Annotated in this window: 19 protein-coding genes; 7 read left to right on the top strand and 12 right to left on the bottom strand. The window is 31.5% G+C overall.

Features of this window, described 5'->3' with window-relative positions:
- Positions 1–137: 137 nt before the first annotated feature.
- The 3 genes from nagB to LGK95_RS05935 form a co-directional block, all read right to left on the bottom strand.
- Positions 138–863, bottom strand: coding sequence for a glucosamine-6-phosphate deaminase (gene nagB / locus LGK95_RS05945; protein ID WP_226123228.1), 726 nt, complete (start codon positions 861–863; stop codon positions 138–140).
- A gap of 31 nt (positions 864–894) precedes the next feature.
- Positions 895–2,058, bottom strand: a complete 1,164-nt coding sequence (nagA, locus tag LGK95_RS05940) for an N-acetylglucosamine-6-phosphate deacetylase (protein ID WP_226123252.1) — start codon at positions 2,056–2,058, stop codon at positions 895–897.
- Between the two features lie 78 nt (positions 2,059–2,136).
- Positions 2,137–2,868 (bottom strand): GntR family transcriptional regulator, encoded by a 732-nt coding sequence (locus LGK95_RS05935; protein ID WP_226123226.1) that lies wholly within the window; start codon positions 2,866–2,868, stop codon positions 2,137–2,139.
- 327 nt (positions 2,869–3,195) lie between these two features.
- On the opposite strand from LGK95_RS05935, the gene nagE reads away from it, so the two are divergent.
- The gene (gene nagE, locus LGK95_RS05930; RefSeq protein ID WP_226123224.1) at positions 3,196–4,596 is read left to right on the top strand and encodes an N-acetylglucosamine-specific PTS transporter subunit IIBC; all 1,401 of its coding nucleotides are present in this window, start codon (positions 3,196–3,198) and stop codon (positions 4,594–4,596) included.
- A gap of 66 nt (positions 4,597–4,662) precedes the next feature.
- Here nagE and LGK95_RS05925 read toward each other — a convergent pair whose 3' ends face one another.
- The 4 genes from LGK95_RS05925 to LGK95_RS05910 all read right to left on the bottom strand — a co-directional run bounded on the left by LGK95_RS05925 (position 4,663) and on the right by LGK95_RS05910 (position 10,257).
- A complete protein-coding gene (locus tag LGK95_RS05925; protein WP_264174486.1) occupies positions 4,663–6,807 on the bottom strand; it encodes a heavy metal translocating P-type ATPase in 2,145 nt (714 codons plus the stop codon).
- 67 nt (positions 6,808–6,874) lie between these two features.
- On the bottom strand, positions 6,875–7,237 hold the full coding sequence (locus LGK95_RS05920) for an ArsR/SmtB family transcription factor (RefSeq protein WP_226123222.1): 363 nt from the start codon (positions 7,235–7,237) through the stop codon (positions 6,875–6,877).
- 189 nt (positions 7,238–7,426) lie between these two features.
- Positions 7,427–9,190, bottom strand: a complete 1,764-nt coding sequence (locus LGK95_RS05915; RefSeq protein WP_226123220.1) for a bifunctional homocysteine S-methyltransferase/methylenetetrahydrofolate reductase — start codon at positions 9,188–9,190, stop codon at positions 7,427–7,429.
- Positions 9,191–9,351: 161 nt separating this feature from the next.
- Positions 9,352–10,257, bottom strand: coding sequence for a LysR family transcriptional regulator (locus LGK95_RS05910; protein WP_226123218.1), 906 nt, complete (start codon positions 10,255–10,257; stop codon positions 9,352–9,354).
- A 384-nt stretch (positions 10,258–10,641) separates the two neighbouring features.
- Between LGK95_RS05910 and rd the strand changes: the two genes are divergently transcribed.
- The gene (rd, locus tag LGK95_RS05905) at positions 10,642–10,803 is read left to right on the top strand and encodes a rubredoxin (RefSeq protein ID WP_226123216.1); all 162 of its coding nucleotides are present in this window, start codon (positions 10,642–10,644) and stop codon (positions 10,801–10,803) included.
- A 135-nt stretch (positions 10,804–10,938) separates the two neighbouring features.
- Here rd and surE read toward each other — a convergent pair whose 3' ends face one another.
- Positions 10,939–11,691 (bottom strand): 5'/3'-nucleotidase SurE, encoded by a 753-nt coding sequence (gene surE, locus LGK95_RS05900; RefSeq protein ID WP_226123214.1) that lies wholly within the window; start codon positions 11,689–11,691, stop codon positions 10,939–10,941.
- Positions 11,692–12,062: 371 nt separating this feature from the next.
- On the opposite strand from surE, the gene LGK95_RS22795 reads away from it, so the two are divergent.
- Both LGK95_RS22795 and LGK95_RS05890 read left to right on the top strand, forming a co-directional pair.
- Positions 12,063–12,230: a lipoate protein ligase C-terminal domain-containing protein gene (locus LGK95_RS22795; protein WP_226123250.1), complete on the top strand. Its 168-nt coding sequence runs from the start codon at positions 12,063–12,065 to the stop codon at positions 12,228–12,230.
- A gap of 159 nt (positions 12,231–12,389) precedes the next feature.
- Positions 12,390–13,727 carry an APC family permease gene (locus LGK95_RS05890; protein WP_226123212.1) on the top strand — a complete coding sequence of 446 codons (1,338 nt, stop codon included), beginning with the start codon at positions 12,390–12,392 and terminating at the stop codon, positions 13,725–13,727.
- Between the two features lie 157 nt (positions 13,728–13,884).
- On the opposite strand, the gene LGK95_RS05885 is transcribed toward LGK95_RS05890, so the two are convergent.
- The 4 genes from LGK95_RS05885 to pepF form a co-directional block, all read right to left on the bottom strand.
- Positions 13,885–14,205 (bottom strand): hypothetical protein, encoded by a 321-nt coding sequence (locus tag LGK95_RS05885; protein ID WP_226123210.1) that lies wholly within the window; start codon positions 14,203–14,205, stop codon positions 13,885–13,887.
- A gap of 1 nt (position 14,206) precedes the next feature.
- Complete coding sequence (locus tag LGK95_RS05880; RefSeq protein ID WP_226123208.1) at positions 14,207–14,509, bottom strand: DUF2089 family protein; 303 nt, start codon at positions 14,507–14,509, stop codon at positions 14,207–14,209.
- A gap of 220 nt (positions 14,510–14,729) precedes the next feature.
- A complete protein-coding gene (locus LGK95_RS05875) occupies positions 14,730–14,870 on the bottom strand; it encodes a hypothetical protein (RefSeq protein ID WP_226123206.1) in 141 nt (46 codons plus the stop codon).
- Positions 14,871–15,166: 296 nt separating this feature from the next.
- Complete coding sequence (pepF, locus tag LGK95_RS05870) at positions 15,167–16,966, bottom strand: oligoendopeptidase F (RefSeq protein WP_226123204.1); 1,800 nt, start codon at positions 16,964–16,966, stop codon at positions 15,167–15,169.
- 341 nt (positions 16,967–17,307) lie between these two features.
- Here pepF and LGK95_RS05865 point away from each other — a divergent pair, with 341 nt between their 5' ends.
- The 3 genes from LGK95_RS05865 to LGK95_RS05855 are packed head-to-tail and all read left to right on the top strand — an operon-like array spanning position 17,308 to position 21,530.
- Positions 17,308–17,787: an NADH-quinone oxidoreductase subunit NuoE family protein gene (locus tag LGK95_RS05865; RefSeq protein WP_226123202.1), complete on the top strand. Its 480-nt coding sequence runs from the start codon at positions 17,308–17,310 to the stop codon at positions 17,785–17,787.
- A 59-nt stretch (positions 17,788–17,846) separates the two neighbouring features.
- A complete protein-coding gene (gene nuoF / locus LGK95_RS05860) occupies positions 17,847–19,742 on the top strand; it encodes an NADH-quinone oxidoreductase subunit NuoF (protein ID WP_226123200.1) in 1,896 nt (631 codons plus the stop codon).
- A gap of 21 nt (positions 19,743–19,763) precedes the next feature.
- Positions 19,764–21,530 (top strand): NADH-dependent [FeFe] hydrogenase, group A6, encoded by a 1,767-nt coding sequence (locus LGK95_RS05855; RefSeq protein ID WP_226123198.1) that lies wholly within the window; start codon positions 19,764–19,766, stop codon positions 21,528–21,530.
- Positions 21,531–21,914 lie beyond the last annotated feature (384 nt).

Below are 21,914 nucleotides of genomic sequence, written 5' to 3'. Positions count from 1 at the left end.
CAAATTGTTTACGTCCTTTTGTCTTCATAGAAAAAACCTCCTATTGTATATATTTATTCTACAACAGAAGGTCCTTTTTATTCAATGTCCGTTTTTGTGGGTTCAGTTCACTAATGCCTAGCGCAGGTGCTTTGTTTTTATAGTTTACTTGCTGCTTCTTTATCTATAATAATAGTTACATCATTATGAAGTTGTAGAATCGATGCAGGTATATTAGGATTTATTTTACCATTAACAGCTCTTTCTATGGCTTTCGCTTTATTTAATCCATTGGCTAGTAAAATAATCTTTTTCGAGTTCATTATTGTCTTAATTCCCATACTTATGGCTTTTACTGGTACATCTTTTATTGATGTAAAAAACCTAGAATTAGCTTCTATTGTTTGTTCTTCAAGATTAACTAAATGCGTTTCTGCCTCAAAATTTACATTGGGTTCATTGAAACCAATATGACCGTTTCCACCTATACCTAAAACTTGCATATCGATGCCACCAAGTTCTTTTATTTTGTTTTCATAACCCTTGCAGCTAGCATTCACATCTTTTGCCATGCCATCAGGCATATTAATATTTTCTCTAGCTATATTTATACTATTAAATAAATTAGAATTCATGAAATAATAGTAACTTTGAAGATTTTCTCTATTAATTCCATAATATTCATCTAAGTTAAAGGTTCTAACCTCCTTAAAATCCACTTCTTTTTTGTTATACAATTTAATTAATTCTTTATACATGCCAAGTGGAGTATCTCCAGTAGCGAGGCCTAAAACACTATCAGGCTTTAACATAACCTGACTTGTAATCATAAGCGCTGCTCTTTTACTCATTTCATCGTAATTATCCATAACTATTATTCTCATATTTGCACCACCTCATAATAATACTCAAAATTTACTCTTGAGTTTCGTACACTATTTTTCCTTCAACTATCGTAGTAAACACATCTATATTATCATTGAAAATAATTATATCTGAATCATTTCCAACCTCTAGGATTCCTTTTTTATTATCTATATTAATAACTTTTGCTGGATTAAGTGTTGCCATTGCAACTGCCTCATAAATTTCTAGATCACTGTTATTAAGCATGTTTAACACTGCTTTGTTTAGTGTTAATACACTTCCTGCGAGTGTTCCATCTTGAAGTTTAGCCGCTCCATCCTTAACTATTACCTTCTGTCCACCAAGCTCGTACATACCACTCCTCATACAACCAGCTCTCATGGAATCTGTTATAAGTACCATTTTATCTTTATGAACTGCATTTATAAGGATATTATAAATTGCTGGATGAATGTGTATTAAATCTGCAATTAGCTCACATGTTATATCACTTGTAAATATTGCACCTACAACGCCTGGTTTTCTATGATTTAATGGGGTCATAGCATTAAATGCATGAGTAGCATGAGTTATTCCATCCTCAATTGCCTTAAGTGTCTCCTCATAACTTGCATCTGAATGACCTACTGACAATGTAATTTTAGAATTATTTTTTACCTTTTTTATAAAGCTATGATTTTCATCCTTTTCTGGCGCAAGGGTTATCATTTTGATAATATCTAAATAATCCTTTATGATATTGTAATTTGGCTTTATAATATTATCTGCTTTCTGGGCTCCTTTATATTTTTCATTTATAAAAGGTCCCTCCATATGAACCCCAAGAATTTTTGCACCTTTAATTTCTATACTCATTGCTCCCCTTACTGCGTCTAATGCTCTATATATATTATCAGTATCCATAGTCATCGTAGTAGGTAAATAAGCTGTTACACCGTTTGCAGCTATTGTAGAACTTATAACCCTTAACGCTTGCTCCGTTGCATCCATAGTATCATAACCACCAGAACCATGAATATGGATATCAATAAAACCAGGTGATACGTAATTACCCTTAGCGTCTATCACTTGTATTTCTTCCTTACATTCTTTTTTATACTCAGCGAAGTTATCGTTATCTATAATGCCTATAATCTTAGAATCAAAAATTATTACGTGCTCATGAATTATTCTGTCCTTCATAATAAGTTTCCCATTAACTATAGCTTTAATATTCATCACCCCATCAAATATTTTAGTATTTTAATTATTGTAATATTGCTAATACTTGCGTATGTTCAATCCATACGCTTATTTTAACGTTATTTGATATTTATACTTGTCACTTCTGTATATGGCTTTAGTTAATTCAATCGGTGTTTCATTTTCCATATAGGTCGTTTGCCTAAATATTAATGCCAAAGCACCGTTTTCTTGATTTAATAGTTTACTTTCATATTCACTTAACATTGTAGGTTCAATCGATTGTGTTGCCTTGTATGGATGATATCCATATATTTCACGAAATATGCCATACAGTGGTTTATCTTCAATCATGTCTCTAGTCATTCCATTATATAAAAAATATGGGAGACATGCTGTTTCAATCGCAACGGGTTGTTCATCACTAAATCTAAGTCTTTTAATTTCAAATATCTTATCTTCATTTTCTGGCATTTTAAGTTCAAATTTACATTGCTTTGTTGCGTTGATTATTTTATAAGATAATATTTTCGTTTTTGAAATTAGACCATTTTCCTCCATTTGCTCAGTAAACCCTTTAAGTCTTGATATTTCACGATTAACCTTAGGAATAGACACAAAAGTTCCCTTTCCTTGTTCTCTATAAATTAGCCCCTCGTTTACAAGGGACATAATAGCTTTATTTACAGTCATTCTACTGACCCCTTGGATTTCACAAATCTCCCGCTCTGTTGGAATAGATTGACCCGGCTTTAGAACTTCATTTTCTATCATTTCCTGTAATATTTCCTTTATCTGATAATGAAGTGGAATAGGATTATTCTTTGACACCTTTTTCAAAACTTTCCCTCCTCAATTATATATAAATTTATGTATTCATAAATACACTTAGCATGTTATCATGTTGTTATGTTGTATATACCAATTATATTACAAATTTAGTTTTTTTACAACCTATTTCTATTAATAAATAAAATTTAAATATTATATTATAATCAATTAATATTAATTTCAGTAGAAAAATCATATCTTAATTTTATTATAACATTTATAATAAGAGTGTAACCGTGAAAGGGGGTATATCCTTTCACGCTTTTTTTGTTTATATTAAAAAAATATAAACTTTAATTTATTTTTTATTATTAAAAAATACGAGGAGGTAATAAAATGTCTAAAAGCAACAAATTTTCGTCTAATTTTCAGAAGCTTGGAAAAGCTATGATGATGCCAGTTGCAGTAATGCCTGCTGCCGCAATTTTATTAAGATTCGGATCTCCAGATGTTTTTAATATTACATGGATGTTCGCTGCCGGCAATGCCATCTTTAGTAACTTACCTATAATTTTTGCTATAGGTATTGCTATAGGACTTGCAGATGACAATAACGGAGTTGCAGGACTTGCAGCTGCGGTTGGTTACTTTGTATTAACTAACGTCGCTCTAACCTTTAATAAAAATATAGATATGGGAGTACTTGCGGGATTTACTGTTGGTATATTATCTGGATACTTATACAACAAATATAAGAGTATAAGAGTCCCAGATTTCTTAGGATTCTTTGGTGGTAAGCGGTTTGTTCCAATTGTAACATCCTTTTATACACTAATACTCGGAGTAGGCGCTGGTTACATCTGGCCTCTTATTCAAAATGTAATTAACAATGCTGGAAACATTATTGCTCACTCTGGTGCTATAGGTGCTTTCTTTTACGGCTTCCTAAATAGATTACTTATCCCATTTGGGCTACATCATGTTATTAATACACTTATTTGGTTCCAGTTTGGTACTTTTACGAACGCTGCAGGTAAAGTCGTTACAGGCGATTTAACAAGATTCTTTGCTTTAGACCCAACTGCCGGAACCTTTATGACAGGTTTTTTTCCTATTATGATGTTTGGACTTCCTGCTGCATGCCTTGCAATGATTACTGCAGCTAAGAAAGAGAATAGAAAAGCTGTAAGTGGTATGCTTTTGGGGATTGCTTTTACTGCTTTCCTAACTGGTATAACAGAACCTATAGAGTTTTTATTTATGTTCTTATCCCCAGTACTATATTTCATTCATGCTATATTAACGGGTGCATCTCTTGCTATATGTGCTGCTCTTGGTATTAGATCTGGCTTTGGTTTCTCTGCTGGTTTAATTGACTATGTACTTAGTTTTGGAATTGCAAGTAAGCCAGTACTTTTAATAATAATAGGTTTAATATTTTCTGTTATTTATTATTTTGTATTCCTATTCTTTATTAAGAAGTTTGACATAAAAACTCCAGGTAGAGGTGATGACGAAAAAGCACCTGCACTTGCTAAGCTAAATAATTCAGAACTAGGTGTTCGAGCTATTAGCATGCTCGTAGCTGTTGGAGGTAAATCGAACATAGATAATATAGATGCTTGTATTACAAGAGTAAGATTAACGCTTAAAGATAATTCTCTTATTGATGAACCTAAATTAAAGCAACTTGGAGCTACTGCTGTTATGAATGTTGGAAGCAATAACTATCAAATTATAGTTGGTACCATTGCTGATCCATTAGTTACTCATATGAAAGCTGCTATGAAACAATAAAACTCATAAAAAAGTTTAACAAGAATTTTCTGTTCTTGTTAAACTTTTTATTTTGTGAAACTAAATTTAGTCCTTCATGGCTCTCATTGAATTTAACACTGCAATTAGTGCAACTCCAACATCACCAAAAACCGCTTCCCACATAGTTGTAATTCCAAAAACAGCCAATATCAAAATAGCTACTTTTACACCTAGAGCAAATATAATATTTTGCATTACAATCCTCTTTGTTTTTCTAGCAATTCTAATAGCCTGCGCAATTTTTGAGGGTTCGTCGGTCATTATTACTATATCTGCCGCTTCTATTGCAGCATCAGAACCTACTCCACCCATTGCAATGCCGATATCAGCTCTTGCAAGCACAGGTGCATCATTAATGCCATCTCCTACAAATACTATTTTTCCCTTAGGTGATTTTTCTTTTTGTAGAGCCTCTAACTTCTCAACCTTTTCATGTGGTAGAAGTTCAGAGTAAACCTCATCTACACCAAGGACTTTTCCAATATTCAAAGCTATATCTTTATTATCACCAGTGAGCATTACTATTTTCTTAACTCCCATAGCTTTTAAACTACCTATAGCGCTAATAGAGTCTTCTTTTATCTCATCAGATATTATAATACTACCAGCATATTTGTTGTCTATAGCTACATATATTATTGTGCCGGAATTCTCATGTTTATTATAGGTAATTTTCATACTATCCATTAATTTCGAGTTACCAGCTAGTACAAGTTTTCCTTTTACTTTTGCTCTAATGCCTTCCCCAGCTATTTCAGAAACATTTTTAATATCTTCTTTGTGTATATCCTTGCCATAAGCTTTTAATATAGATGTTGCAATAGGATGATTAGAATAGCTTTCAACACATGCTGCATACTCTAATAATTCATCTTTACTTATTGCTCCTTCTACGTTCATTTCTGTAACTTCAAACACTCCTTTAGTAAGTGTTCCTGTCTTATCAAAAACTACCATCTCAACGCTATTCAATGCCTCTAGGTAGTTTCCACCTTTAACTAATATACCACTTTTAGATGCACCACCTATTCCTCCAAAGAAGCCAAGTGGAATAGATACTACTAATGCACAAGGACAAGATACTACTAGAAATACTAACGCTCTATATATCCATTGCGAGAACGAAGCTCCAGGTATCAATAGTGGTGGAAATATGGCAAGTGCCGTTGCACTTATAACTACAACTGGAGTGTAATATCTTGCAAATTTAGTTATAAAATTTTCAGTTGGTGCCTTTTTACTGCTAGCATTTTTAACTAAATCCAATATCTTTGCTAGAGTTGATTCTCCAAACTCCTTATTTACCTCTATAGTTAATAATCCATTTTTATTTATGCATCCTGCTAAGATTTCATTACCACTCTCAACTTGTCTTGGAACTGATTCACCCGTTAAGGCAGATGAATCCACTAAAGATTTACCTTCTACAATAATACCATCTAAAGGTACTTTTTCTCCTGGCTTTACTATTATAATATCTCCAATGTGAACTTCTTCTGGATCTACTTTTACAATTTTATCTTTCAATTTTTTATTTGCATAATCTGGTCTTATATCCATTAGTGCGGATATAGACTTTGTTGATTTATTTACAGCTACATCTTGAAAAAATTCTCCTACTTGGTAAAAGAGCATTACCCCAACGCCTTCTGGAAATTGCCCTATAGAAAACGCCCCTACTGTAGCTAATGACATTAAGAAATTTTCATCGAAAACTTCTCCTTTTAGTATATTTTTTACTGCAACTATTAAGACTTCTCCACCAATCAATAAATAACTTATAAAATATAAAGCAAATTCAACAAAATGATCCAACTTGAATATAACTGCTATAATGAAAAGCGTAACCCCTACTGAAAAACGTATAATTCTACTTTTTTTAATTCCTTCATCCTCGTCTGTATGACCATGATCATGGTTATGATCCTTTTCTCCATGCTTAACGACCTTTACGTCTTTTGGTATAAACTTAACACCAGGTTCTATCCTCTTAACTATTTTTTCTGTTTCATCTATAACCTTCAATACTTTTTCTTCACTTTGAAATTGAATTACTAAGTTTTTGCTGATAAAATTTATATTCGCATCTATTACTCCATCTATTTTTTTACATTGAGTTTCAATTTTGTTTGCGCAATTAACACAACCTAGACCTTGTAAAATGAATTCTCTCCTTATTATAGTATTCATTTTTTTCCCCCTCTTTCAAAGTTTTTATCTGATTTATATTATTAATTTTTCTTTATGTAATAGAGTATTACCTAAGTTCTTTTATGTGTATAAGTCCTTGGTTAAAAATTTGTTGAACATGCTGATCATCTAAAGAATAGTACACAACCTTACCTTCGCGTCTATACTTAACAAGTCTAGCATTTTTAAGTACACGTAGTTGATGAGAAATTGCTGATTGAGTCATATTAAGAAGAGCTGCTATATCACAAACGCACATTTCTGTTTCAAATAGCACACATAAAATTTTAATTCTTGTACTATCTCCAAAAACTTTAAAAAGCTCTGCGAGGTCATATAAAGTTTCCTCTTGTGGTATTAGTTTTTTCACTTTTTCTACTATGTCCTCGTGAATAGTCGAACAATTACAAAACTCCATATCTTTCTCCATCTATTTCCCTCCATTCATATGAACACATGAACTGTTGTTCATATGTTCATTATATAATACTCATTAATGCTTGTCAATATTTCCATAATTGATTGGGGACAATCCTAACTTTTTATATTTAAAAACAAAATAACAACTCCATCATGAGATTATCCATGATGGAGCTGTTATTTTAATGAATTGCTTCATTTAATCATTAATAAAGCTTATACTCTTAATGATTTCTGAAATAATATCAATTCTTTTAAACGGTGTAATAAGGTAATACCCATCTACATAAGGGTAGATTTCCCGAGCAATATCAGTAGATATTTTAATTGCAAGAATTCCGGCTTCTTCTCTTGTAATATCCTTGTATTGTTCTATTATTTCCCCTGATACACTTATTCCAGAAATTTCATTATTCATATAACAAGCATTTTTATAGCTCACAATTGGAATAATTCCTCCTAAGATTTTTGCAGGTAATTCAGTGCGTGCTAATTTTAAATTTTCTACAGCCTGCTTTGTTAATATTGGTTGCGTTAAAAACATAGTTACACCATTTTCAATTTTCTTTTTAGCATGCTCTAGTTGACTTTTAAAATTAATAGCATTTATGTTTAAAGCCCCACAAATATTAAAAGGAGATGAAAATGTTGTATCATTTAAATTTGTAATATAATTTGCAAGTATTGCAGAATTAAAACTGAACATTCCCTTTACCTCATCTCGCTCAGCCGATGGTATAGGGTCACCAGTCACCACTAAAACATTATTCACTCCCTCAATACTTAACCCTAGAAGCAGAGCCTTTGTCGCATTAATATTTCTATCACGACATGTCATATGAGGTATAGTTGTGATATCAATTTCTCTTTTTAACTTGCAAGCCAGTAGACTACTATCTACCCTTACTCTAGCAATAGGACAATCTGCAATTGTTATTGCATCAACCCCTTGTTCTTTTAGCTTTTTAGCACTATTCATAAAGAAATCTATACCTGTATCAAGTGGCGGGTCTAATTCTACCGCAATAATTTTTTTACCTATCCTTATTTTTTCGAGTAGAAGGTTTTTAACTATTGGTTTCTCATTCTTAATTTTTTTAGTTTGTTTACTTGGAACAATTTCATGCGCAGATAACCCTTTTATTTTTGTAACTGTTTCTCTTATAAATTCTGGGGTTGTACCACAACACCCACCTAGTATTGCCACACCTTGTTTTGCTATCTCTAACATTTGCGTTGCAAAATATTCTTTGGTATTGTTAAAAAAAGTACGGTTATTTACAATTGTCGGATACCCTGAGTTTGGCATAACAGAGATTGTCTTATTAGATATATTAAGAGTTTTAATATATTTTAATAAATGATATGGTCCAGAAAAGCAGTTAAACCCACATGCATCTATAGTTTTTATTTGTGAAACTTTCTCTATAAATTTTTCACCTGAATTACCAAGCCTAGTAACACCTTCCGGTGAAACTGCAAATTCCATCAAAATATATGCATCATGATTTTTCTCCTTAATATAATTTGAAATCTCCACCATATATTCATCACTGCTAAATGTTTCAAATATATAATATGATGCACCAAGGTTTAAAAACACATCTACTATTTCTTTGTATGCCTCCCATAAATCTGTGTTCTCTAAAAATGGAATTGGTCCAATATCTGCAAATACTAAAACATCAGTTCCTTTCGTAGCCTCTTGTGCAATCTCGTAACTTTTTATAATAACCTCTTCAACTAGATCAATTTCATTTTCAAGACTTACTTTATTTGCTCCAAATGTATTAGTTCTAATTGCCATGCATCCTGCATTTATATATTCCTTGTGTATATCTAATATTGTATTTTTATCATAAATATTTGCAAGCTCACATTTGGATAATGGATTTTTACAAACGCTTGCATAATATGTGCCCATTGCACCATCAAAAATTAATGGACTTACTTTAATATTCATATATTTCCCCCTGTATTTCAAGACTGCTCCTTTTAATATAAATTTCTTTATACTAATCATATCAAAGAATTCTGCTTATAGTATAACTCCAAAAAACTATTGCTTGCTATAGTTTTTAACTATAACAAGCAATTAAAATTTATAACTAGACAAATTATAGGTTATATTTTTTTTATTATTTCATTAAGTGCATTAATGTAGATGTTTGCAAGTTGGCTGAGTTTAATATTTTTGTGTGAAATCCAACCTACCCTTATCTCCTCTTCAACATTTAACGGCACAGCTATAATATCATTTCCGTTCAAGTCAGAATTTATAATTCCAGTTGAGATAGTGTACCCATTTAAACCTATTAATAGATTAAAAAGTGTTGCTCTATCGTTAACTCTTATTTTCTTCTTGTGAGAAATTGTGCTTAATATCTCTTCTGAAAAGTGAAAGGAATTAAATTCTCCTTGTTCAAATGATAGATAAGGATAATCTTCTAAATCCTTAAGTGTAACCTCTTTGAGATTTGATAGAGGGTTTTTTATGCTAACAAAAACATGAGGTCTAGCTACAAATAACTTTGTGAAAATCAAATTATTTTCCTTAAACAGTTTATTTAAAACTTTTGAATTGAATTCATTTATATACAAAATCCCTATTTCACTTCTAAGATTTTTCACATCGTCAATAATCTCATAGGTTTTTGTTTCTTTTAAATTAAATTCGTATTCATCAATGCCATATTCTTTTATAAGATCAACAAACGCATTTACCGCAAAGGCATAATGCTGGGTAGATACAGAAAAATGTTGCATAGACGGTTTTACATTAAAATATCTTTTTTCTAACAATTCCGTTTGTTCTATTACTTGTCTTGCATAACCTAAAAATTCAGCGCCATCAACAGTAACACTAACTCCTCTGTTCGTTCGTTCAAATATAGTTTTATTTAATTCAAGCTCAAGCTCTTTAATTGCCTTAGATAGACTAGGTTGAGTAATAAATAGTTTTTTAGCTGCAATATTTATTGAGCCACATTTTGCTATTTCAATTGCATACTTTAGTTGTTGTAACGTCATTATTTTCACCATCTTACATAATATTAAATTAAAATCTATTTAGATAAAGTTACTTTTATGTTAACTAAACATATAGAAAAAGATCATCCTTGTCAATAGCAAATTATAGTATTAAAAGACTATTGTTAAATTTAACAACATCATTAACTAATACTTAACTACTTAAACTCAATAGTATCAGTCTATTAATAACATTTAAGTTAAGCAGTTTAATAAATTATTGTTAAATCTTACAAGAATTTAATTTGATTTAACTAAATAAAAAAGGGAATGATAATATATAAAATAAATTATTTAAAGAACAAAAATAGTATATAAAAATTCAAAGTTATAGAAAAGGCTTTTAGCTAGTTTATATTAACTAATTTTAAAGGAGATGTTCTTATGGATAAGTATGTTTGTTTAGTATGCGGATATGAGTATGATCCGGAAATAGGAGATCCAGACAATGGAATAAAACCTGGAACTAATTTTAAATATATTCCTGGTAATTGGGTTTGCCCACTGTGTGGAGTTCCGAAATCAGAATTTGAAAAGATTCAATAAAAAATGCATGCACGAAACCAGTAAAATTTAATTAGGATTAAATGAATTTCACTGGTTTTCTTATAATTCTTGCATAAGTTTATATTACTTTATATATTTCCTAACGAATATTAAACGTTCTAAATTTCTGTATTATTAAAACCATTTACGTACATCATTTAATATACTAAAATTAGTCAGATCATAATGAAGAGGCGTTACAGTAACATATCCTTCTTTAAAATATATTGTGTCCGAATCCTTCTCATGAATATCTTTTACCATGCCTTTAATTTCATACTGTGTTTCATTGTTTTCTCCAGTAGATTCTATATATTTGTTGTTATACAATCTACTACCAATTTTACATACTTTAATCCCTTTTATTTCATTCTCCTTTAGTAAAGGAATATTTACATTTAACACAATATTGCTTTTAATGTTATTGTCTTTAGCTTTAAGCAGTATCTCTCTAGCATATTTAGCTGCCATATCATAAGTCTCAATATTGTCCTTAATCTCCATAGAAATTGCCATGGCTGGTATTTTATAAATACACGCTTCTATTGCTGCAGAAACTGTACCCGAATATAAAACATCTGTGCCCAAATTAAAGCCTCTATTAATTCCTGATATCACCATATCTATTTTACCATTGATAAGTTTATTAATTCCAATTTTTACGCAATCTGCTGGTGTTCCATCTACACTGAAAGCTTTTGATTTTAATCCTTTAATTTTATTTTCTTTCACTATAAGCGGCCTTGTAAGTGTTATAGAATGTCCACATGCGCTTCTTTCCTTATCTGGCGCTACAATAATTACTTCGTGATCTTTTTCAAGTTCCTTAGCTAAAGCGTATATGCCTTTTGCACTTATACCGTCATCGTTTGTCAGCAATAATCTCATTTTCATTCCTCCAATCATTCACTAGAATATATAATAATTATCTCATATTTTCTATTGTATTGCTTCTATTATATTTTTATTTAGCACCAGTTACTCCATTTTTTATCTTATAAGCTTTTTTTAACAGGCAACGCATGGATAGTTTCACCTCTTAAGTCCTTCACCTTTGCCTATATTAAGTAGTTTATGCCATTTACAAGAATATTTTCCTTAAAGCGAAAAAATATTTCCTTTAACTAAGGACCGAAAAGTATTCTACTCGGAAATGGAATTTTGATTATTCACCAAAATATAATTTCATAAATGAAAATAAATTCTCATTTATTACAATTGAATTTAATATTGAAGTTGTCGACGGAATAATATAAAACATTAAGATATATGGTGATTTTTTTAGCAAACTTGATATATTAGACATAGAATCTAACCTTATAGGTGTAAATCATGTATCAGATGTAAAAACAGCACTTTTAACTCTTAATATCTCTGATTATTCTTCAAATGCGCATATAGATGCTATTTTATATAGTATGGTTTAGCAATATTTCAAACAAACTTCTGTTGACTATATTTAAATTTGCTATTAAACTTATATACATCCGTCAATATTCACATTATTAAGTAATGTTTCTTAGCTAACAAGGAGGAAAAAATACTATTCAACAAACTAATGATAACAAAAGAAAGGATGATTTATTTTGAAAGCTTCAAAAAATTTGAATTCCGTCATTATTTTACCAAAAAAGTTAAAAAGGGAAATTGGATTTCTAGAAGCCATTACCGTAGTTATAGGTATGGTAATAGGTTCTGGTATTTTCTTTAAACCCTCTATTGTATTTAAAAATGCAGGCTCTCCAACTATAGGTATACTTGCATGGGTAGCAGGAGGTATTATAACTATAGCATCAGGCCTTACTATAGCTGAAATAGCAGCAGCTATTCCAAAAACTGGTGGTATCTTTATATATCTTAAAGAACTTTATGGCGAAAAATGGGCATTCTTATTCGGATGGGTACAAACAGTTATTTACGTACCGGGTTCTGTCGCAGCACTTGCAATAGTTTTAGCAACTCAAGCTACTAATTTTGTACCTATGAGTGGACTTGAGCAAAAATCATTTGCAATACTAATGCTATTAGTCATTACTACAGCAAACGTATTATCAACGAAACTTGCTAGTAAAATTCAATTTATTGCAACTATAGCAAAACTAATACCACTTTTTATTATTATTGCCTTAGGCCTTATAAAAGGAACAGCTCACAGTTTTTCATTACCGGTAGGTACTACAGCAGCTGGTGCTGGATTTGGAGCAGCTATGCTTGGAACGCTTTGGGCATATGACGGGTGGGTAAGTGTAAGCAATATGGCAGGAGAACTTAAAAATCCTATAAAAGACATACCAAGGTCCATAATTATAGGATTAACCATTACTATAATAGTATATGTTTTATTTAATTTAGCAATTATAAATGTAATTCCTATAGCATCTGTTATAAATTCCAATAAAGTAGCTTCTGATGTTGCCTCAGTTTTATTTGGAAAAGCTGGTTCATTATTTATATCTGCCGGTATATTAATTTCAATATTTGGAGCATTAAATGGTTACCTAATGACAGGAGTTAGAATCCCTTTTGCTATGGCCCAAAATAAACTTTTGCCTTATAGTAAATTTTTACGAAAAGTAAATCAAAAATATCAAACTCCACTAAACTCTTATATTTTTGTAGCAGCGCTTACTTGTATATACATATTTAGTGGCTCTTTTAATACCTTAACTGACCTTGTTGTCTTTGTTCTATGGATTTTTTTCACAATGGCTGTAGCCGGCATCTTTATATTAAGAACAAAACATAAAAATTTAGTAAGACCTTATAAAGTACCATTTTACCCAATAGTTCCATTAATCGGAATTATCGGTGGTATATATATTTTAGTAAGTACAATTTTAACTGATACATTAAAAGCATTTATAGGAATTGCAATTACCTTAATTGGATTGCCTATATATTGGTACATTAAAAAGAACAAGTAAAAAGAAAAGTATATATTATTTCAATTGCGTTTCCCTTCGCTAATAAATTCTAAACTAAAGTTAATGAATGATGCTAAAACTTGCTCAAATGCACTTTACATAATATATACTTTCCTTAACTCGCTAAAGAATAGAAATCAAAAGATATTATAATTTTCTAATGCAAATCCTGAATATTCATTTTATCTATTTCTTTTTTCTTCTTTAATTTTTTACGGCAAGAATAATATATAGAAATTAAAATAGCTGTTGGAATATTCCATAATAAAAACACCATAGTGGCTTGTATTATAATTTCAATAATTGATAACTTTTCAAAAAAAGCCATCCCTAAAACCGCTATAACAGAAAAAACACCATTGAATGCTGGCAATATAAAACCAAGCCATTTGCTTTCTATTTTTGATAAAAATATTTGTAGCATAATAATTACTACTAAAAGTATTGGGACTACTATAACACCGAATAAATTCGCCATTTTAATCAATCTCCTTTTTTGTTTTCTTGTATTCCGAAATTAAAATTTTAGCAGTATCAAAATCTAATTTTTCGTTTATTGCCAATTTCTTTATAAGTGAAACAAAAGGCTCGTTTGTGGTATCCTCTGATATTTGTATCTTTTGAATTAAACGGTCTAATCTAAGTCTTACAGTTGGGTAAGTGACCCCATAAATACCTGCAATTTCTTTTAATGACCCTGAAGATATTATAAATTTCTTAATGAAACTTATATCCTCATCATCTAAAGTAGCTAACCAATCAGGTATTACCTCTATTGACATTTCAGCATCACACCTTAATTTTATTTGAAATATATTGAATATGTATCTTAATAATATTAAGTATATACTTTAATATTGTTAAAGCAAACATAAATCAGTAATTGACTTTCTAGAAAATAATTAAAAATACACAAAGGCGAATTCCTAAGAATCCGCCTTTGTGTATTTTTATAGTGATAATAACTATATACTCCTAAAATAAAATATATATACATACATTTTATTTCCCTTTTTTCTTCTTTTTAAGATTTCCTTGCCTTGCAATACTTTCTGTAGGTTTTATCTTGGACTTTGCCTTAACGCTCTTAGCTTTTTCCATTGACTTGCTAACAGCTACCTTGCCCTTAACAATTGCCTTCATAATAGCCCCCTCGTATAATTATTTTTATATTCTACTGTATTAGCCATAAAAATAATACTAATTAACAAAAAGACTATGTAAAAACATAATCCATTAGTCATATACACCTGTATTTTTTCATTACATATTCAATTTTAGTCTAAAATATAATTAGGTTTTAGATATGGTATTTCTCTTAGTGACTACAGTTAAGAAACGCAGAAACTATTAAATTTAAATTTAGAAATTCTTGTTTTTAGTTCTTATTTGGAGTCGCCAAGAGAAACGCAATTGTAGTAATATATACCTTCCTTTTGCTAAATCTCTTTTTCGAGCATCCCTAATAATTCATCAAATCTTTTTATAGTATCCTCTAAAGGTTTAGGCGACGACATATCTACCCCTGCTTTTTTAAGTATATTTATTGGATAGTCACTTCCACCACTCTTTAGAAATCCAATATATCTTTCTACAGCACTTTCGCCTTCTTCTACTATCATTTTACTGAAAGAATTAGCTGCTGCAAAACCTGTAGTATATTGATACACATAAAAATCATTGTAAAAGTGAGGAATTCTTGACCATTCCATATCTATACCCTCATCTACTACCATCTCTTCACCAAAGTATTTTACGTTTAAATCATGATAAATTGCACATAAATCCTCAGGGGATAATGGTATGCCTTGTTCAATCTTTTCATGTGTTATTTTTTCAAACTCTGCAAACATACATTGCCTAAATACAGTAGTTCTTATTCCCTCTAATTGTTGATTTATTAAGAATAATCTTTTTTTCTTATCTGTCTCATTTTTAATTAAGTAATCTATTAGAAGACATTCATTAGTTATAGATGCAACCTCCGCACAGAATAACTCATACCCTGAATATATATATGGTTGAGTCTTTCTTGCATAATACGAATGGATAGAGTGTCCCATTTCATGAGCAAGAGTGGATACATCATTTAGCTCATAATTATAATTTAAGAGTACGTATGGCATGCTGTCATAACAACCCCATGAATATGCTCCAGAGCGTTTACCTTTATTCTGAAATACATCCACCCAGCCTTCATTAATTCCTTCTTTAAATATATTTAAATACTCTTCACCTAAAGGTTTAATACCATTTAATGCTATTTTAACAGCATCCTGATATTCAATATGGTCCTGCTCAGCCTCAACTATTGGCACATATAAATCATACATATGAATTTCATCAAGACCTAATAGTTTCTTTTTAAGACTTACATACTTATGAAGGGATGACAAATTGTTATTTATTGTATGAACCACATTTTGGTAAACCTCTACTGGAATATTGTTAGGCTTTAAAGAACTTTCTAATGCTGAAGAATAATTTCTTGTTTTTGCATAAAATATAAAGTTTTTTATTGAAGATGTTAAAGATGCCGTTAAAGTATTGCTAAATCCTTTATAAGTTGAAAATAATGTTTCAAAAGCATCTTTTCTTACTCTTCGCTCTTTTGATTTTATAAAATTGCTGTAGTTTCCCTCAGTTAACTCTATTTCGTTACCTTTTTCATCTTTTATACATGGAAAGGTCATGTCTGCATTTGTAAGCATCCCAAATATATTTCCCGGGGCATTTAAACAATCGCTAACAGACGCTAAAAGCTTTTCTCCTTCTGCGTTTAAAGTATGATTCTTTTGACTTATGATATCTGATAAATAAAATTCATATAATTTAAGTGCTGGTAACTTACTAATTGATTGATCTACAGCTCCCTCTGGTAGTAATAATAGTTCTGGAATAAAAAATGCTGTAAAACTAGAAACTTCTGCACCATATGCATCAATTTTATTTTTAAGGACTTGAAACTTAGCATTACCTGTATCCTCATCCCCTCTTAAATGCGCATATACAAGTAATTTATCTAAAAGTCTTTCAATCTCTACATTGCTTTCTAAAAAAGATAATAGATCTTCTGCCGTTCCCAGTTTTCCAGAAAATCTTTGCATTTCTGGAGCCTTAGACTTTAGTATGCTAAAATCTTCTTCCCACTGCTCAGAATCTTTATACATTTTATCAACGTTCCATTTATAATTACTATCAATTGCATCTCTTGTTTTAAGTTTTATAACCTCACTCACTAAAATTTCCTTCTTTCATTTTATAAATTTAAAATCCACTAAGGTACATTATCAAATTACATATTATGATATTACGCTTCACACATTGTGATGTTTATGTAAACTATACTACAACTTCATTTAAATTTAAATCACAATATGTTTAGTATATAAACATTAGCTTATTTATATTCCAAAATATCTAATTACCTTTTAACATATGTAAAATCATTTTAAAGTTTAATGGGATATTATAATTTAAAATTGAAAATACTATTATTAATATTTGTCCAAAGTATATTGTTGTATATAATCATTGATAATTGTTTTATATTCTAGATAATAGCAAGGAGGTTTGTATAGTGTGTTTAGAAAACTTATCTAATGAAAAATTCATAAAACTAGAAGATTTTATTAAAACTGTACCTAATAACCGCAGTTCTTTAATTGAGGTCTTACATAAAGCACAACAAATATTTGGCTATCTCCCTAATGAAGTTCAAGATTTTGTTGGAGAAAAATTAAATGTTCCTACAGCCTCAGTATACGGTGTTATAACCTTTTACTCATATTTCACTACATTACCTAGGGGTAAATATGTTATAAATATATGCACTGGAACGGCTTGCTTTGTACTAGGAGCTTCAGATATTTTAGGTGAATTTGAAAGAAGGCTCCATATATCTATTGGAGAAACCACACCTGATAAAAACTATACTCTTGAATCACTTAGATGTATAGGTGCCTGTGGACTCGCTCCAGTAGTAACTGTTAACGGTAAAGTTTATGGTCATTTCAAAACCAATGATGTAATTAAAATTTTAGAAGAATACTCAGAATAGGAGGTAGATATTAATTAATAATTCTTATCTACCTAAGAAATAGCGAGGAGGATTTAACCTTGAATAAAATCAATTATTTTAAGGATCTTACAAAAGCTCATGAGGATTTTACACAATTACTAAAACTTCGAAAATTCTCTCATGAACAAGAATTAAGCGTGGAACATACTAGATGCAACCGTGAAATATTAGTTTGTGGTGGAACCGGTTGCCACTCTGCTGATAGTGCACTAATTATTGATAACTTGAACACAAAGATAAAAGAGGCAGGTTTGTCCCTTGAAGTAAATGCTCATCTAACAGGTTGTTTTGGTTTTTGTGAAAAAGGACCTATAGTAAAAATAGATCCTGATAATGTCTTTTATATTGGAGTAAAACCAGAGGATACGCATGAAATAGTACAAGAGCATTTACTTAAAGGTAATATAATAGACCGGTTATTATACGAGGAACCGACTTTGAAACAAAAGGTTAAAAGACAAGATGAAATGTCTTTTTATAAAAAGCAGCACAGAATTGCACTTAGAAACTGTGGTCTTATAAATCCTGAAGATATAAGAGAATCAATTGCGCAGGAAGGTTACATGGCTCTTGGCAAAGTTATTACTACCATGTCCCAAGATGATATTATTAAACTAATCTCTGATTCTGGGCTTCGCGGACGTGGTGGTGGTGGTTTCCCTACAGGCACAAAATGGTCTTTTGCTAAAAAACATGAAGCCGATCAAAAATATATTATATGTAATGCAGATGAAGGAGACCCCGGTGCTTTTATGGATCGTTCCATACTAGAGGGCGATCCTCATAGTGTTTTAGAAGCTATGGCCATTGCTGGATACGCAATAGGTGCCTCCCTAGGTTATATATATATAAGAGCTGAGTATCCACTCGCCATTGATAGACTTAAAATAGCTATTAATCAAGCACGCGAGTGTGGTGTTTTGGGTAACAATATTTTAGGAACTAGCTTTAGTTTCAATATAAGCTTAAAATATGGTGCTGGCGCATTTGTTTGTGGAGAAGAAACTGCTCTTATAAACTCCATTGAGGGGTATCGTGGAGAGCCCACAAATAAGCCCCCATTCCCTGCCCAGAGTGGTCTTTGGGATAAACCTACCAGTGTCAATAATGTAGAAACCTTTGCATGCATACCTGCCATTATAAATAAAGGTGTAGAATGGTTCAGCTCTATAGGAACAAAAACATCTAAAGGTACTAAAGTTTTTGCTCTTGCAGGAAAAATCAATAATGTTGGCTTAGTTGAAGTTCCAATGGGGACTACTTTAAGAGAAATCATATACGATATTGGTGGCGGCATTAAAAATGGACGTAAATTCAAAGCAGTTCAAACTGGTGGACCTTCTGGAGGATGCATTCCCGCTTCTCTTTTAGATACCCCAATAGACTATGAATCTTTAACTTCAATAGGGTCAATGATGGGCTCTGGTGGAATGATTGTGATGGATGAAGATAACTGCATGGTAGATATTGCAAAATTCTATCTCCAATTTACTTTAGAAGAATCTTGTGGTAAATGTACTCCTTGTAGAATAGGAAATACTAGATTGTATGAACTAATAGACAAAATAACAAAAGGTAAGGCTACAGAGCAAGATATAGTTAACTTAAAAGAGCTAGGTCAAATTATAAAAGATACTGCTCTTTGTGGTCTTGGTCAAACATCTCCAAATCCTATTCTAAGTAATCTAAGGTATTTTGAAGAGGAATTCAATGCTCATATAAAAGATAAACACTGTCCTGCTGGAGTATGTAAAGACTTATTAATGTATGAAATTACAGATAAATGTATAGGTTGTACTCGTTGTGCTAAAATTTGTCCCGTTACCTGCATTAGCGGAAAAGTTAAAGAGCTACATGTTATTGACAAGGATAGATGCATTAAATGTGGTTCATGTTATGAAGAGTGCCCAGTGGACGCCATAACACGAAAGTAATACTTAAGAGAGGTGATAAATTTGAATTTAGTAACTTTAACTATAAATAACAGAAAAATAGAAGTAGCTCAAGGTACTTTTATTCTAAAAGCTGCCGAAAGCCTTAATATCCATATACCAACTTTATGTTACTTTAAGCTTCATGATGGCAGAACTATAAACGATCCCGGTTCATGTAGAGTATGTGTAGTAGAGGTGGAAGGACGTAGAAATTTAGCTCCTGCCTGTTCAACGCTTGTAAGTGATGGGATGGTCATAAAAACAAATTCCATTAGAGCCATAAAAGCACGTAGAACAGTAGTAGAGCTTTTGCTTTCTAATCATCCTAAAGAATGCTTGTTATGTGAGAAAAATCGTAAGTGTGAACTCCAATCCCTAGCCGCAGAACTGGATATTCGAGAAATTAGATATGAAGGCAAAATGTCCCATTATCCAACTGACAATTCAAGTTATTCTATTATAAGAAACCTAGATAAATGTATTTTGTGTAGAAGGTGTGAAACTATGTGTAATGAAGTTCAAACCTGCAGGGTCTTGTCTGGAATAAATAGAGGATTTTCAACCAATGTAGCTCCTGCTTTTAATTCACCCTTAGCTGAAACAAACTGTACTTTCTGTGGTCAGTGTGTTGCAGTATGCCCAACTGCAGCCTTAACAGAAGTAAATTTCACTCCAAATGTTTGGGATGCTATAGACGACAAAGCTAAAGTGGTGATAGTACAAACTGCACCAGCCATAAGAGCTGCTCTTGGAGAAGAATTTGGTTTAGAGCCTGGCACCGTAGTAACTGGTAAGATGGTATCAGCTCTACGTGCACTAGGATTCGATTATGTTTTTGATACAGACTTTGCTGCTGACTTAACTATAATGGAGGAAGCTAGTGAATTTGTACATAGACTTGAACATGGTGGTAAATTGCCTATACTCACAAGTTGCTGCCCTGCTTGGATAAATATGTTAGAACATGACTATCCTGAAATGTTAGATATTCCATCTACTTGTAAATCACCACATGAAATGTTTGGCGTTATAGCTAAAACATATTTTGCAGAAAAAATGAACATAGATCCTAAAAAAATAGTAGTAGTATCTGTCATGCCTTGTCTTGCCAAGAAATATGAAGCTGCAAGGGATGAACTAAAACATGATGATTTAAGAGATGTAGACATTGTAATAACCACTAGGGAACTCGCGAAAATGATTAAAGAAGCCGGTATCGACTTTGCTTCTTTAGAAGATGATAATTTTGACGATCCAATGGGCGAATCCTCTGGAGCTGGCGTTATATTTGGAGCCTCCGGCGGAGTTCTAGAAGCCGCTGTCCGTACTGCTTATGAGTGGATTACTGGTGAAACCGGTCCAGCATTACAATTTCATTCCATTAGGGGGCTTGAAGGCTCTAAAAAAGCAACCGTTAAAATAAAAGATATGGATGTAAATGTAGCAGTAACCAGTGGTCTAGGCAATGCCAGAAAGCTACTTGAATCTATAAAAAGTGGTGAATCTACCTACCATATAATTGAAATCATGGCATGCCCAGGTGGTTGTATTGGGGGCGGTGGCCAACCATATATTTACGGTAATATTGATATACTACAAAAGAGAGTAGAGGCTATTTACAAAGAAGATGATAATAAAGTTATAAGAAAATCTCACGAAAATCCTTATATTCAAAAACTTTATAGTGAATTTTTAGGTTCCCCTTACAGTGAAAAGGCTCATGAGCTACTTCATACTCATTTTGTGGATCGTAAATATCAAAAGATGAAAAAATATGACCCTAAGTAACAATAAATAATAAGAGTGAAGACCTATGAACTTTCTCCTGCGTGACTTGAAATAAGGGCTTGAAACGTGAAATTCCATTAAGGAATTCTAGTGTTTCTGCTCTTCTTATTGCAAAGCTCGCAGTGCAAGGTTGCTTCCGGAGAAAGTTCATATTATTATGCATATACTAAGAAAATTTATCCACACTATTTTGAACAAAGTCCTTTTTAATAGATTATGCTAACAAAAGTATATATTGCGTAGAATATATTTGAACAAGCCTTAGTAATTCTTTATTTATTCTATTTTGAGATACGTCAAGAAAAATACATGTTTGAGCGCAAGCGAATTTGTATTTTTTAGTAGTTGTAAATAAAATAATTTATAGAATTACTTGGTGAAGTG

This window comes from Clostridium algoriphilum, assembly GCF_020443705.1.
In the GTDB taxonomy this organism is placed as follows: Bacteria; Bacillota; Clostridia; order Clostridiales; family Clostridiaceae; genus Clostridium_AD; species Clostridium_AD algoriphilum.
Note: the sequence above shows the minus strand (reverse complement) of the source record. Positions and strands in the feature narration are given on the sequence as shown.